Below are 14,630 nucleotides of genomic sequence, written 5' to 3'. Positions count from 1 at the left end.
GCATCATCGTTCGACTTGCATGTGTTAAGCACGCCGCCAGCGTTCGTCCTGAGCCAGGATCAAACTCTCCGTAAAAAAATACAGACCCAACACCCCAAAGGGCATCAGACCGAGTTGATTCTGACTGTTGACTGTCTACTGACAATCTTCAATCCAAAAGGAATTGCATCATGACCTGAACAACCAAAGCTGCCCAGGCACGAGGTCAATCAATAAATTGGCATTGACAATGTGCACGCTGTTGAGTTCTCAAGGACCAGACGCACTCGCTCTTCGGCTCAGGTTCGAGCTCCAGCCACGAGGCTTGTGTACTTGGCTTGCCACCGGTGTGTCGTCGGACCCGGAGGTCCTGTGGCTCATCCCCGAGGGGAGAGAACCGGTGGGCTTGTCATCCTAGGCGTCGAAGCGATCGAGCACAAGGCCAGATCTGATCTTCAGTGGAGGATGGTCCCGCTTGAGGGCCGACGTGCTCTGGGCTTTCGCTCCAGCCGCTCCGCCGCACCTTTGGGGTGACGAGTAGGAACTTTACGCAGGCCTGGGCGAGTGTGCCAAGCCAGGCCTGATCCCGGGCGTGTCGCGTTGTGCAACACGCGTCGCCCGGGTACCGGCGCGGTCAGGCCAGCGTCACACCGGCGAGGGTCTTCTTGCCGCGGCGGAGCACGAGGACTCCCCCGGGCAGGGCGAGGTCCGACAGCGGTGCGGTGGCGTCCTCGGCTCGGACGTTGTTCACGTACACGCCGCCCTGGTCGATCGCCCGCCGGGCTTCGCCGAGGGACTTCACGAGCTCGGTCTCGACGAGGGCCCGGGCCACGTCGGCGCCGGCCTCGATGGTGACCGACCCCGGCAGCTCCGCGATCGCCGACCGCAGGGTGTCCGGGTCGAGGGCACCGAGGTCCCCGTTGCCGAACAGCGCAGCCGCGGCGTCGATCGCGGCCTGGGTGGCGTCGACCCCGTGCACGAGCGAGGTGACCTCGAACGCGAGGGTCCGCTGCGCTTCGCGTCGGAACGGTTCGTCGGCGACCGCCTGCTCGAGTCGCTCGATCTCGGCACGGGACAGGAACGTGAACTCCCGCAACCGGGCGATCACGTCGGCATCCGCCGTGTTCAGCCAGAACTGGTACAGCGCGTACGGCGACGTCATCTCGGCGTCGAGCCAGATGGCGTTGCCCTCGCTCTTGCCGAACTTCGTGCCGTCCGAGTTCGTGATCAAGGGTGTCCCGAGCGCGTGCACCGTCGCGCCCTCGGCACGACGGATGAGCTCCGTCCCCGAGGTCAGGTTGCCCCACTGGTCCGAACCACCCGTCTGCAGCGTGCAGCCGTACTGCCGGAAGAGCTCGCGGTAGTCGAGGCCCTGCAGGATCTGGTAGCTGAACTCGGTGTAGCTGATCCCAGCGTCGGAGTTCAGCCGCGCGGCGACGGCGTCCTTCTTGAGCATCGAGTTCACCCGGAAGTACTTGCCGACGTCGCGCAGGAAGTCGATGGCGGACATCGGTGACGTCCAGTCGAGGTTGTTCACCAGCCGGACGCCGTTGTCACCATTCGGACTGAGGAACCGCGACACCTGCCCCTGCAGACGCGCCACCCACTCGGCGACGGTCTCGCGGGTGTTCAACGTGCGCTCCGCCGTCGGACGCGGGTCGCCGATGAGCCCCGTCGATCCCCCGACGAGCGCCAGCGGCTTGTGCCCGGCGAGCTGCAACCGACGCATGGTCAGGAGCTGCAGCAGGTTGCCGCAGTGCAGCGACGGTGCCGTGGGGTCGAAGCCGCAGTAGTACGTGATCGGATCACCGTCGAGGGCCTCTTGGAGTGCGGTCTCGTCGGTCGAGACCTGCACCAGACCGCGCCAGCGCAGTTCGTCCCACACCGAGGCGAAGGTGGGGTCGTTCTGCTGGCGCGTCAGGACGTCTTGAGCGGTATCACTGGACACCCCGCCATCGTAGCGGCGGCGCACCACCGACAGCGCGCCGTCGACCGGGAGGCCCGTGGTGCGTCTGGGCCCACGCCGCCGGTTCCGGCGCGACGCGCCAGCGGCGGGCCGGCCGTGCCGGTGGGGATCAGTCGAGGGCACCCTTGTGCCGTCGGTACGTCGAGACCGTCGGGTCGCCCGTCAACCAGAAGCGCCAGGGGTACTGCGCACCGCCGGCGATGCCGCCGACGCCGGTGCGCGGTCCGCGCGAGATGCGCGGGACCGGACCCGTCCCGCCGGGGCCGGGTGCGGTCTCGGTCAGGAGTTCCTCGACCACGCGAGCCGGAGAGGCGGAGGCGAGCCGCGCCTCCAGGCCGGGTGCCAACGTGAGCACGAACGGACCGGACCCGTCGAGCAGCGAGGTGCCGTCGTCCTGTCCGAGCACCGCGCCGAGGGCGCCACCGAGGTTGCCGGGGCCACGCGCCAACGCGACGTCGGCAACCGACGGGCCACGTCGTCCGCGTGCGGTGTCGACGCCCTCGATCACCTGCGCACCGCGGAGCAGGGAACCGGAGGAGGTGCCGGCCGGTGCACTCACGACGTTGACGCAGGTGTGGATGCCGTACGAGCGGTACGCGTACAGGGTGCCCGGCGACCCGAACAGGTGGCGGTTGCGCTCGGTCGGACCGCGGTGCCCGTGCGAGCCGGGGTCGGTGGGGCCGAAGTAAGCCTCGACCTCGGTGATGCGCAGGGTCACGCCACGGCCCGCGATCGTCGCGCCGAGCAGCGCCGGGGCGATGCGCGGCGCCGGCTCGGCGAGCAACGCGAGCAGCCCCTCGGTCATCGCGTGAAGGGTGCGCCCTCGGCCAGGTCGTGGACGCGACGCGTGACGGACGCCAGCTGCTCGGCCACACGGTCCGGAGCGGTTCCGCCGACACCCGATCGGGACGCGACACTGCCCTCGATCGTGAGCACGGCACGGACCCCGGGGGTCAGGTGCTCGGAGACCGACCGGTACTCGTCGTCGGTCGGGTCGTCGAGCTCGATGCCGCGCTGTTCGCAGTACCGGACCAGCGCACCGGACACTTCGTGCGCATCGCGGAACGGGACACCCTGGCGGACCAGCCACTCGGCCACGTCGGTCGCGAGCGAGAAGCCCTGCGGCGCGAGCTCGGCCATCCGGTCCGTGTCGAACGTGAGCGTCGCGATCATGCCGGTGAAGGCCGGCAGCAGGACCTCGAGCGTGGCGACCGAGTCGAAGACGGGCTCCTTGTCCTCCTGCAGGTCGCGGTTGTAGGCGAGCGGCAGTCCCTTCAAGGTCGCGAGCAGGCCCGTCAGGTTGCCGATCAGACGACCGGACTTGCCGCGCGCGAGCTCGGCGATGTCGGGGTTCTTCTTCTGCGGCATGATGCTCGAGCCGGTCGAGAAGGCGTCGTGGAGCCGGACGAAGCCGAACTCCTTCGTGTTCCAGAGGATGACCTCTTCCGACAGACGCGAGACGTCGATGCCGATCTGCGCGAGGACGAACGCGAACTCGGCGACGACGTCGCGAGCGGCCGTGGCGTCGATCGAGTTGTCGGCCGGGCGGTCGAACCCGAGCTCCGCGGCGATCGCGGCGGGGTCGAGGCCGAGCGAACTGCCGGCGAGGGCACCGGCGCCGTACGGGCTCACGCTCGCGCGGCCCGCCCAGTCGCGGAGGCGCTCGAGGTCGCGGACCAACGGCCACGCGTGCGCCAGCAGGTGGTGCGCGAGGAGGACGGGCTGCGCGTGCTGCAGGTGCGTGCGACCCGGCATGATCGCCGACGGGTGCTCGTTCGCCTGCTGGGTGATCGCGTCGACCAGGTCGATCACGAGCCGACCGATCCGGCGCCCGTGGTCGAGCATGTGCATGCGGCCGAGCGTCGCGATCTGGTCGTTGCGGCTGCGGCCGGCGCGGAGCTTGCCGCCGAGTTCCGGACCGAGGTCGGCGATGAGGAGGCGCTCGAGGGCGCCGTGGACGTCCTCGTCGGACTCGTCGGGCTGCAGCGTGCCGTCGGCGTGCGCGGCCTCGAGCCGGTCGAGTCCGGCGAGCATGCGCTCGAGCTCGTCCGCCGTCAGGTACCCGGCCGTGTGCAGGGCCCGGGCGTGCGCGCGGGAGCCGGCGATGTCGTACGGGGCGAGCTGCCAGTCGAAGTGCGTCGACTTCGAGAGCGCTGCCAGGGCCGCACTCGGGCCGTCGGCGAAGCGGGCGCCCCAGAGGGCTCCGGTGTTGGTGGCGTCGGTCTTCTCGTCGGTCATGTCGTCCTGCGTCGTTGTCGTCGGGCCGGGTGGCGGCGGGTGTCAGTTCGCCGCGTCGCGGCGGGCGGAGATCTTGCTGGGGAGCGACCAGAGTTCGATGAAGCCCTTCGAGAGGGACTGGTCGAACGTGTCGCCGGTGTCGTACGTGGCGAGGTCGAAGTCGTAGAGGCTCTGCTCCGAGCGACGGCCGGTCACCGTCGCTCGACCACCGTGCAGCTGGAGGCGGACGTCGCCGGAGACGTGCTGCTGGGTGTGGTCGACGAAGGCGTCGAGGCTGCGCTTCAGCCCGCCGAACCACAGGCCGTCGTAGACCAGGTCGGCCCACTCCGACTCGACACCGCGCTTGTAGCGGTTCACGTCGCGCTCGAGGGTGAGGCGCTCGAGCTCCTCGTGCGCCGTGATGAGCGCGATCGCCGCAGGGGCCTCGTACACCTCGCGCGACTTGATGCCGACGAGGCGGTCCTCGACGACGTCGATCCGACCGACGCCGTGCTTGCCGGCCACGGCGTTCAGCTCCTGCACGATCCGCAGCACGCTGAAGCGCTGCCCGTCGAGCGCCACCGGGACGCCGCGCTCGAACGTGATGGTCACCTCGTCCGGGTCGCGCGGGACGGCGGGGTCCTGCGTGTAGGCGTAGAGGTCCTCGGTCGGGGCGTTCCACGGGTCCTCGAGGAAACCCGTCTCGACCGCACGGCCCCACACGTTCTGGTCGATCGAGTACGGCGACCGCTGCGACTGCTGGATCGGCAGGGCGTGCTGCTCGGCGTACGCGATCGCCTTGTCCCGGGTCAGGGCGAGGTCACGCACCGGTGCCACGCTCCGCAGGTCCGGGGCGATCGCCGCGACCGCTGCCTCGAACCGGACCTGGTCGTTGCCCTTGCCGGTGCAGCCGTGCGCGACGCTGTCGGCGCCGAGCTGCTTCGCCGTCAGCGCGAGGTGCTTCGCGATGAGCGGGCGGCTCAGCGCCGACACCAGCGGGTAGCGCTTCTGGTACAGCGCGTTGGCCTTGAGGGCCGGCACGATGTACTCGTCGGCGTACTCGTCCTTGGCGTCGACCACGATCGACTCCACGGCCCCGCAGTCGAGCGCGCGCTGTCGGATCGCGTCGAGGTCCTCGCCGCCCTGGCCGACGTCGACCGCGAGTGCGACCACCTCTTTGCCGGTGGCGTCACGCAGCCAGCCGATCCCGACGGAGGTGTCGAGGCCGCCGGAGTAGGCGAGGACGACGCGGTCAGCCATGCGGTGCGCCTACGCGGTCGCCACGGCGTTCGCCGTTGCCGTCGTCGCGACGTTCGCGGCGAGGAGCCAGGCCAGCAGCGCCTTCTGGGCGTGCAGACGGTTCTCCGCCTCGTCCCAGATGATGCTGCGCGGCCCGTCGATGACGTCGGCGGTCACCTCGTAGCCACGGTCGGCGGGCAGGCAGTGCATGAACACCGCGTCGTCGGCGGCGTGCGCCATCAGGGCATCGTCCACGCGGTACCCGGAGAAGGTGTCGAGGCGCGACTGCTTCTCGGACTCCTTTCCCATCGACACCCAGGTGTCGGTGACCACGACGTCGGCACCGGCGACCGCTGCTACCGGGTCGGTGACGACGAGGACGGAACCGCCGGTCTCGGCCGAACGGTGCTCGGCGTCGGTGACGACCTGCGGGGACGGCGAGAACTCAGCGGGAGCCGCGACGCGGACGTGCATGCCCGCGGTCGCGCCGGCGAGCAGGTACGACTGCGCCATGTTGCTCGCGCCGTCGCCGATGAACGCCACGGTCTGGCCCGCCAGCGTGCCGCGGTGCTCGCGGATGGTGAGCAGGTCGGCGAGCAGCTGGCAGGGGTGGAAGTCGTCGGACAGTGCGTTGACGACGGGGACGGTCGTGCCGGCGGCCATCTCCTCGAGACCGGCCTGCCCGTAGGTGCGCCAGACGATCGCCGACACCATGCGCTCGAGCACGCGGGCGGTGTCCGACGGGGTCTCCTTGCCGCCGAGCTGGCTGTTCGCCGTCGAGATGATGAGCGGGCTGCCGCCCAGGTCGGAGATGCCGACGTGGAACGACACCCGGGTGCGGGTCGACGACTTGTCGAAGATGACCGCGACGCTCTGCGGGCCGGCGAGGGGCTTCGCACCCCAACGGTCGGCCTTCATCTGGTCGGCGATGTCGAGGATCGCGGACTGCTCGGCCTGGCTGAGGTCGTCGTCCCGGAGGAAGTGGCGGGTCATGCGGAGGTCTCCTGGGCGGCAGCGACGGCCGCGAGGCTCTGGGCGAGGATCGACACGAACTCGTCGATCTCGGCGTCGGACACGATGAGCGGCGGCGCGAGGCGCAGGCTCGACTCGTTCGGGGCGTTGATGATGAGGCCACGCTCGAGGGCGGCGGCGTTGACCGCGGCCGCGATCGGGCCGGTGAGCCCGACGCCGATGAGCAGACCGGTGCCGCGGACCTCTTCGACGAGCGGTGAGCCGATGCCGGCGATGCCGGTCCGGATCCGCTCGCCCTTGACCACGGCGGCAGCGACGAGGTCCGCGCGTTCGATCTCCTCGAGCACCGCGTTCGCCACGCGGGTGCCGAGCGGGTTGCCGCCGAAGGTCGAACCGTGCTGGCCGGCCGAGAACAGGTCGGACGCCCACCCGAAGGTCACGAGCGCACCGATCGGGAAGCCGCCGGCGATGCCCTTGGCCACCGTGACGGCGTCGGGGGTGAAGCCGTGGCCCTGGTAGGTGAACCAGTTGCCCGTCCGGCCGACACCGGTCTGGATCTCGTCGAGGATCAGCAGCGCACCGTGCTCCTCGGTCAGCCGGCGCGCGGCGAGCAGGAAGCCCTCGGGCAGGTCGACGACGCCGGCCTCGCCCTTGATCGGCTCGATGACGATCGCCGCGACCGTGTCGTCGATGGACTCCTCGAGCGCAGCGACGGTGGAGTCGATGTGCTCGACGCCCGGGATCATCGGCAGGAAGTCCTGCTGCAGCGCGGGCTTGCCGGTGAGCGCGAGCGCACCCATCGTCCGGCCGTGGAAGCCCTGCTTCAGCGCGAGGATGCGGGTCTTCTGCCCGTCGGCGCCCTTGTTCAGGCGCGCGAGCTTGAACGCGGCCTCGTTCGCCTCGGCACCGGAGTTGCCGAAGTACACCCGCCCGGCGTCGCCCGCACCGGTGATGCGCTTGAGGCGCTCCGCCAGCTCGAGCTGGGGCGGCGTCGCGAAGTAGTTCGACACGTGCACGAGCTTCGCGGCCTGGTCGGCGATCGCCTCGACCAGGACGGGGTGCGCGTGGCCGAGCGAGTTCACGGCGATGCCCGCCAGGAAGTCGAGGTACTCGTTGCCCTCCACGTCCCAGACACGGCAGCCCTGTCCGCGCTCGAGCATGATCTTCGGCGGGGTCAGGGATCGCATCAGCGACGCCCCGAACCGGTCGTTCCAGGTCTCGGTCTGCGTCTCGCTGCTCACGGCTGCTGCCCCTTCTCGGTCGTGCTGGCCACGTGTTGGCCGGTGCTGGTGCTCGTCGACGGTGCTGCGACGCGTCGGCCGATCTCGGCGTGGGTCATCTGGTTCTCGGTGCGTCGGCTCGGGTCCGGGATCACCTCGGTGCCCGCACCGCGCAGGGTGAAGACCTCGAGCAGGATCGAGTGCGGGATCCGGCCGTCGATGATCGTCGCCCCGCCGACCCCGCCGACCACGGCGTCGAGGCACGCGGTCATCTTCGGGATCATGCCCGACTCGAGCGACGGCAGGAGCGCGCGGAGCTCCTCGACCGCGATGAGGTCGACGAGCGAGTCGCGGTCCGGCCAGTTGCGGTACAGGCCGGGGACGTCGGTGAGCATGATGAGCTTCGACGCACGCAGCGCGATCGCCAGGGCACCCGCGGCCGCATCGGCGTTCACGTTGAGCGCCTGGTCCGGGTGGGCGTCGTCGATCGCGATGCTCGAGACCACCGGGATCCGGCCGGCCTCGATCGCGGCGAGCACCCCTGACGGGTCGACGTGGGTGATGTCGCCGACGTGCCCGAGGTCGTACTCCTGCCCGTCGACGACCACGCCCTTCTGCTCGCCGGTGAACAGGGACCCGCCGTCACCGAACACGCCGACGGCCAGGCCCTCGCCGTGCTCGTTCATCAGGTCGACGATCTCGCGGTTGACCTCGCCAGCCAGGACGTCGCGGACGACCGAGATCGCCTCGGTCGTGGTGACGCGGTAGCCGCCACGGAACTCGGACTCGATGCCCTGTTCCTTGAGCGCGGCCGAGATCTGCGGACCCCCGCCGTGCACGACGACGGGGTGCAACCCGGCGTAGCGGAGGTAGACCATGTCCTCGGCGAACGCACGCTTGAGGTCCTCGTTCACCATCGCGTTGCCGCCGAACTTGACGACGACGACCTTGCCGGAGAACCGCTTGAGCCACGGCAGGGACTCGATCAGGGTCGCGGCCTTGACGGCGGCGAACTCGTGCTCTTCTTCCTTCGTGAGGGGCGTCCCGGCCCCTTCGGTGTCGTTCGCCATCAGCTGGAGTACGCGCTGTTCTCGTGCACGTAGTCGTGCGTGAGGTCGTTGGTCAGGATCGTCGCCGAGTGCGTCCCGACGCCGAGGTCGATGCGCACGTGGGTGTCCCGCGGCGTCAGGTCGACGGTGTCGCTCGGCTGGTCCGGGGCGCCGGCGTGGCAGACCCGGACACCGTTCATGCTGACGTCGACCGCGTACGGGTCGAAGTCGGCGTCCGTGGTGCCGATGGCCGCGAGGACCCGGCCCCAGTTCGGGTCGTTGCCGAAGACGGCCGCCTTGAACAGGTTGTTGCGCGCGACACTCCGGCCGACGGTGACGGCGTCGTCCTCGGTCGCGGCGTGCACGACCTCGATCGCGATGTCGTGGCTGGCGCCTTCGGCGTCCTGCTGCAGCTGGCGGGCCAGGTCGGCGCAGACCGCGGTCAGGGCTTCCTGGAAGTCGCCGACCTCGGGCGTCACCCCGCTCGCACCCGACGACAGCAGCACGACGGTGTCGTTCGTCGACATGCAGCCGTCCGAGTCGACGCGGTCGAAGGTGATGCGGGTGGCCGCGCGGAGCGCCTGGTCGAGCTGGTCCGGGGTCTGCACGGCGTCGGTCGTGATCACGACGAGCATGGTCGCGAGTCCGGGTGCGAGCATGCCCGCACCCTTCGCCATGCCGCCGACGGTCCAGCCGTCCTCGGTCACCACGGACTGCTTCGCCCTGGTGTCGGTCGTCATGATGGCCGTGGCCGCGTCCGGGCCGCCATCAGCGGTGAGCGCAGCGCCCGCGAGGTCGACGCCCCGGAGCACGTTGTCGCGGAACGTCTGGTCGCCCACCCCGATGAGGCCGGTGGAGCAGACGACGACGTCGCCCGCACCGATGCCGAGGGCGTCGCCGACGGCTTCGGCGGTCAGGTGCGTGGTCTGGAAGCCGAAGGGGCCCGTGAAGCAGTTGGCGCCGCCGGAGTTCAGGACGACGGCGCGCGCGACGCCGTCACCGACGACCTGGCGGGACCAGATCACCGGGTGCGCCTGCGCGCGGTTGCTGGTGAAGACCGCGGCCACGGCCGCGTCGGGGCCGTCGTTGACGACGAGGGCCACGTCCGGCTTGCCGCTGGTCTTCAGGCCGGCGGTCACGCCGGCAGCGCGGAAACCCGCTGCCGCGGTGACGCCCTGGAGGCCCGGTTCGCCCTGGGTGGGCTCGCTCACGTCGGTGAGGTCGGTCACGGTGCGACTCCGTCCACGCTGAGGCCCAGGGTTTCCGGCAGACCCAGGGCGATGTTGGTCGACTGGACGGCGGCACCCGCCGTGCCCTTCGCGAGGTTGTCGAGAGCCGTGACGGCGACGACGCGGCCTGCGGCCTCGTCCACCGCGATGCCGACGAGTGCGGTGTTCGCACCGATGGTGTCCGCGACCCGGGGGAACTCGCCCTCGGGCAACAGGTGCACGAACGGCTCGTCGGCGTAGGCCTGCTCCCAGGCGAGCCGCACGTCGCGGGCGCTGACACCCGGGGTGAGCTTGGCCGTCGTCGTCGCGAGGATGCCCCGCGACATCGGGACGAGCACGGGCGTGAACGAGATCGTCACGTCGGCAGCACCCGCGACGACCAGGTTCTGCTGGATCTCCGGGACGTGCCGGTGCGTGCCGCCCACCGCGTAGGCGCTGGCGGAGCCCATGATCTCGGACGCCAGGTAGGTGTTGGCGAGCTTCTTGCCGGCACCGCTCGGGCCGACGCTCAGCACAGCGACGATGTCGTCCGACTCGACGAGCCCGGCCTGGATGCCCGGCTGGATGCCGAGCGTCACCGCGGTGACGTTGCACCCGGGGACCGCGATCCGCTTGGTGCCGACCAGGGCCGAACGCTGCTTGCCCTGCGACGCGATGTCCTCGACCTCGCGCCACTCGTCGGCCGACCCCGGGGTCGGGGCGGCGAGCAGGAGCTCCGGCAGGCCGTAGGTCCAGGCGCCGTGGTAGTCGCCGCCGTAGAACTGCTCCCAGGCCGCGGGATCCGTCAGACGGTGGTCCGCGCCGCAGTCCACCACGAGGGCGTCGTCGCCGAGCTCCTCGGTGATCGCCCCCGACTGACCGTGCGGCAGCGCCAGGAACACGACGTCGTGCCCGCGGAGCGTCTCGGCCGTCGTCTTCTCGAGGGTCAGGTGCGACAGCGACCGGAGGTGCGGCTGGGTCGCGATCAACGGCTGTCCGGCGTTCGAGAACGCCGTCACCGTCCTGACGTCGAACTCGGGATGGGCGGAGAGCACGCGCAGGAGCTCACCACCCGCGTAGCCGGAGGCTCCCGCCACGGCGACGGATACGGACATGGGATTCCACCTTTGGTCGGACTGGTCGTCGAGAGAGTCGGAGGCGGCGACCCCGGGCGGTGCTGATCCCGTCGTGGGTCAGTCGCGCAGGGTCGCCCCGAATCGCTCGCCGGCACGTCGGACTGCGCCGTCACGGGCCTCGGTGGCCTCGGCAGCGGTCAGCGTGCGGTCCGTGGCACGGAAGCGCAGGGCGAACGTCAGGGACTTCTGTCCCTCGTCCACGCCGGAGCCCCGGTAGTCATCCACGAGCCGAGCATACTCCAACAGGTCTCCGGCACCAGAGCGGACCGCATCCAACACGTCACCGGCCGGCACCTCGGCGTCGACGACCAGGGACAGGTCCTGCGTCGCTGCCGGGTACGACACGATCGGCGCGACCGCGACGAGGTCGGGGGCCGCGGCCACCATGGCGTCGAGGTCGAGCTCGACCACGGCCACCACGCGGGGCAGCACCGCAGCGGCGGACAGTTCCGGCAGGAGTTCGCCGGCGACGCCCACGACGGTGTCGCCAACGAGCAGCGACGCCGCGCGGCCCGGGTGCAGGGACGGGTGGGTGGTCTGCGCGACGCGCAGTTCCACGCCGACGGCCCACGCCACCTGGCGGGCTGCGTCGATCGCGTCGGCGATGCCGTACGGCTCCGCCGCGACGCCCGCCTGCTTGCCGACGCGGTTGCCGGTGAGCAGGGCGGACACGTGGAACGGCTGTGCGGGCAGGGACGCGTCGAGCGCCTCGAGCGTCGCGCGGTCGGGCAGCGCGGCACCGGCCGGGACCTCGTCGGTGCCGAGCGTCACGCCCGTCACCGGCAGGAACACCCGCGAGGTCTCGTAGAGCGCGACGTCGAGCAGGCCGCGCGAGACGTTCCGGCGAGCGGCGTCGACGAGGGCGGGCACACCACTGCGGCGGAGCAGGTTCTGCTCGCTGTCGAGGGCGTTGGCGAGGACGACGCTCGGGCCGCCCTCCGGGTCGATCCCCGGGTAGGCGTCCTGCGTCGCGGCGGAGACGAACGGCGCCGTCACCGCTTCGACCAGACCCGCGGCGGCGAGGGCCGCGGAGACCCGACGGCGCGCCTGCTGGTGCGGGGTGAGTCCGCGTCCGGGCGGGGCCACGGGGAGCACGCTCGGGATGCGGTCGTACCCGACGATCCGCGCGACCTCTTCGACCAACGTGGTGTCGTCGGTCAGGTCCGGACGCCAGGTCGGCGGGGTGACGGCGAGCTGCGCACCGTCGACCTGCACCGTCGCGCCGATCGCACGGAGGGTGTCCACGACCTCGGCGTCGCTGTAGTCCACGCCGATGAGCTCGGCCGGACGCGAGGTCCGCATGGCGACCGTTGCACGGGGCTCGGTGTCGACGAGCGTGGAACCGAGAGCATCGGCCGTGCCGCCGGCCAGCTCGACGAGGAGGTCGACGGCACGGTTCGCAGCAGCCTCGGCCACGAGCGGGTCGACGCCGCGCTCGAACCGACGGGAGGCCTCGCTCGGCAGCTTGTGGCGGCGAGCGGTCCGCGCGATCGAGACCTGGTCGAAGCCAGCTGCCTCGATCAGGACGTCGGTCGTGCTCGCCGAGATCTCCGTCCGGGCACCGCCCATCACTCCGGCGAGCCCGACGGGGCCGTCGTGGTCGGTGATGACGAGGTCCTCGGGGTCGAGCTTCCGCACGGCGCCGTCGAGGGTCTCGAGCGTCTCGCCAACAGCGGCACGACGGACGCCCAGGCCACCGCGGACGGTCGACAGGTCGTAGCCGTGCAGCGGCTGGCCGAGCTCGAACATGACGTAGTTCGTGATGTCGACGGGCAGCGAGATCGAACGGACGCCTGCCAGGGCGAGACGCGACACCATCCAAGCCGGTGTCTTCGCGGTGGGGTCGATGCCTCGGACGACGCGGGTGACGAAGGTGCTCGCGCCGACGCGACCGCGGATCGGGGCCTGGTCGTCGATCGTGACCGAGAAGCCCTCGGCCGTGCGGGGTGCGACGCGGTCGACGGGGTCGTGGAAGCTCGCGCCGGTGGCGTGGGCGTACTCACGTGCGACACCGCGCATGCTCAGCACGTACCCGCGGTCCGGCGTGACGTTGATCTCGACCGCCGCGTCGTCGAGGCCGAGGAGCGCGATGGCGTCCTGGCCGACGTCGGGCTCCATGTCGAGGTCTGCGAAGCGGAGGATGCCCTCGTGCTCGTCGCCGAGGCCGAGCTCGCGTGCCGAGGCGATCATGCCGTCGGAGACGTGGCCGTAGGTCTTGCGGGCCGCGATCGGGAACGGTCCGGGCAGCACGGCGCCGGGCAGCGTCACGACGACGAGGTCGCCCACGTCGAAGTTGTGCGCACCGCAGACGATGCCGCGGGGTTCGGGCTCGCCGACGTCCACCTGGCACCAGTTGATCGTCTTGCCGTTCTTCTGCGGTTCCGGGACGCGCTCGAGCACCCGGCCGACCACGACGGGGCCGGTCAGGTCGAAGGTGTGGACGTCCTCTTCCTCGAAGCCGACCGACACGAGCGCCGCGTGGACGTGCTCGAGGGTGACGTCCTCGGGGAGGTCGACGGACTCGCCGAGCCAGCGGAGTGGGACGCGCATCAGACCACCGTTCCGAACTGCTGCGAGAAGCGGATGTCGCCCTCGAGGAAGTCACGCATGTCGTTCAGGCCGTTGCGGAACTGCAGCGTCCGCTCGATGCCCATGCCGAAGGCGAAGCCCTGGTACTCGTCCGGGTCGATGCCGGCGGCACGCAGGACGTTCGGGTTGACCATGCCGCAGCCACCCCACTCGACCCACCGGGCGCCACCCTTGGCGTTCGGCTGCCAGACGTCCATCTCGGCGCTGGGCTCGGTGAACGGGAAGTAGTTCGGGCGCAGGCGGATCTGCGCCTCGGCACCGAAGACCTGGCGGGCGAAGTGCTCGAGCGTGCCACGCAGGTGTGCCATCGTCAGGCCCTTGTCGATCGCGATGCCCTCGACCTGGGTGAAGACCGGCAGGTGCGTGGCGTCGAGCTCGTCGGCGCGGTACACGCGGCCCGGAGCGATGACGTAGAGCGGGAGGTCGCGGGACAGCAGGGACCGCACCTGCACGGGCGACGTGTGGGTGCGCATGACCAGGTGCCGGTCGACCGGCTCGACGAAGATCGTGTCCGCCATGGCCCGGGCCGGGTGGTCCTGGTCGAAGTTCAGGGCGTCGAAGTTGAACCACTCGTGCTCGAGCTCGGGGCCCTCTGCCACTTCCCACCCCATGCCGACGAAGATGTCCGCGACGGCTTCGTTGAGCAGCGAGAGCGGGTGGCGCGAGCCGGTCGGGCGGTGGGTCGGCAACGCGGTGACGTCGACGCGCTCGGCTTCGAGCCGCGCGCGCTCTTCGGCCACGGCGAGGACCGACTCCTGCTCCGCGATCGCCGCGTTCAGCCGCCCGCGGGCCTGACCGACGAGCTTGCCGGCCGCGGCCTTCTGCTCCGGCGGGACGCTGCGCATCGACGCGTTCATCCGAGCCAGCGGCGACTGCTCACCGGTGTGCTCGGCCCTGGCCTGCTTCAGTTCGGCGACCGTCGTCGTGGCGCGGACGGCGGCGAGTGCTGCGTCCACGGCGTCGGCGACGGCCGATTCGCTGATCTCGAGAGGTTCTGACACGAGACCCAAGCCTACCGGCCGACGGGATACCACCCGCCTGCACCGGTCGGACTG

At 70.8% G+C, this 14,630-nt stretch carries 11 protein-coding genes and 1 rRNA gene; all 12 read right to left on the bottom strand.

Annotated elements, in window-relative coordinates; all coding sequences use genetic code 11:
* Positions 1-75: ribosomal RNA gene (locus tag EDF53_RS09840) — 16S ribosomal RNA — on the bottom strand; the annotation flags it as partial.
* Positions 76-613: 538 nt separating this feature from the next.
* On the bottom strand, positions 614-1,927 hold the full coding sequence (gene tyrS / locus EDF53_RS09835) for a tyrosine--tRNA ligase (RefSeq protein WP_123293382.1): 1,314 nt from the start codon (positions 1,925-1,927) through the stop codon (positions 614-616).
* Positions 1,928-2,054: 127 nt separating this feature from the next.
* A complete protein-coding gene (locus EDF53_RS09830) occupies positions 2,055-2,750 on the bottom strand; it encodes a DNA-3-methyladenine glycosylase (RefSeq protein WP_123293381.1) in 696 nt (231 codons plus the stop codon).
* The gene (argH, locus tag EDF53_RS09825; protein ID WP_123293380.1) at positions 2,747-4,183 is read right to left on the bottom strand and encodes an argininosuccinate lyase; all 1,437 of its coding nucleotides are present in this window, start codon (positions 4,181-4,183) and stop codon (positions 2,747-2,749) included. Before argH ends, EDF53_RS09830 begins: the two co-directional genes overlap by 4 nt.
* 42 nt (positions 4,184-4,225) lie before the next feature.
* The gene (locus EDF53_RS09820; protein ID WP_123293379.1) at positions 4,226-5,422 is read right to left on the bottom strand and encodes an argininosuccinate synthase; all 1,197 of its coding nucleotides are present in this window, start codon (positions 5,420-5,422) and stop codon (positions 4,226-4,228) included.
* Positions 5,423-5,431: 9 nt separating this feature from the next.
* Positions 5,432-6,394: an ornithine carbamoyltransferase gene (argF, locus tag EDF53_RS09815; protein WP_123293378.1), complete on the bottom strand. Its 963-nt coding sequence runs from the start codon at positions 6,392-6,394 to the stop codon at positions 5,432-5,434.
* On the bottom strand, positions 6,391-7,560 hold the full coding sequence (locus tag EDF53_RS09810; RefSeq protein WP_243649980.1) for an acetylornithine transaminase: 1,170 nt from the start codon (positions 7,558-7,560) through the stop codon (positions 6,391-6,393). The genes argF and EDF53_RS09810 overlap by 4 nt, the downstream gene beginning before the upstream one ends.
* Positions 7,561-7,610: 50 nt before the next feature.
* Complete coding sequence (gene argB / locus EDF53_RS09805; protein ID WP_123293376.1) at positions 7,611-8,663, bottom strand: acetylglutamate kinase; 1,053 nt, start codon at positions 8,661-8,663, stop codon at positions 7,611-7,613.
* The gene (argJ, locus tag EDF53_RS09800) at positions 8,663-9,871 is read right to left on the bottom strand and encodes a bifunctional glutamate N-acetyltransferase/amino-acid acetyltransferase ArgJ (protein WP_243649977.1); all 1,209 of its coding nucleotides are present in this window, start codon (positions 9,869-9,871) and stop codon (positions 8,663-8,665) included. The genes argB and argJ overlap by 1 nt, the downstream gene beginning before the upstream one ends.
* Complete coding sequence (locus EDF53_RS09795; RefSeq protein ID WP_123293375.1) at positions 9,868-10,965, bottom strand: N-acetyl-gamma-glutamyl-phosphate reductase; 1,098 nt, start codon at positions 10,963-10,965, stop codon at positions 9,868-9,870. The genes argJ and EDF53_RS09795 overlap by 4 nt, the downstream gene beginning before the upstream one ends.
* A 78-nt stretch (positions 10,966-11,043) precedes the next feature.
* Positions 11,044-13,536 (bottom strand): phenylalanine--tRNA ligase subunit beta, encoded by a 2,493-nt coding sequence (gene pheT, locus EDF53_RS09790; RefSeq protein WP_123293374.1) that lies wholly within the window; start codon positions 13,534-13,536, stop codon positions 11,044-11,046.
* Entirely contained in the window at positions 13,536-14,576 is a 1,041-nt protein-coding gene (gene pheS, locus EDF53_RS09785; protein WP_111086283.1) for a phenylalanine--tRNA ligase subunit alpha, read from the bottom strand. Before pheS ends, pheT begins: the two co-directional genes overlap by 1 nt.
* Positions 14,577-14,630: the final 54 nt, after the last annotated feature.

The sequence above is a fragment of the Curtobacterium sp. PhB78 genome, from assembly GCF_003751685.1.
Classification (GTDB): domain Bacteria; phylum Actinomycetota; class Actinomycetes; order Actinomycetales; family Microbacteriaceae; genus Curtobacterium.
The sequence above is the reverse complement of the archived record's forward strand: the minus strand, read 5'-3'. Positions and strand labels throughout refer to the sequence as shown.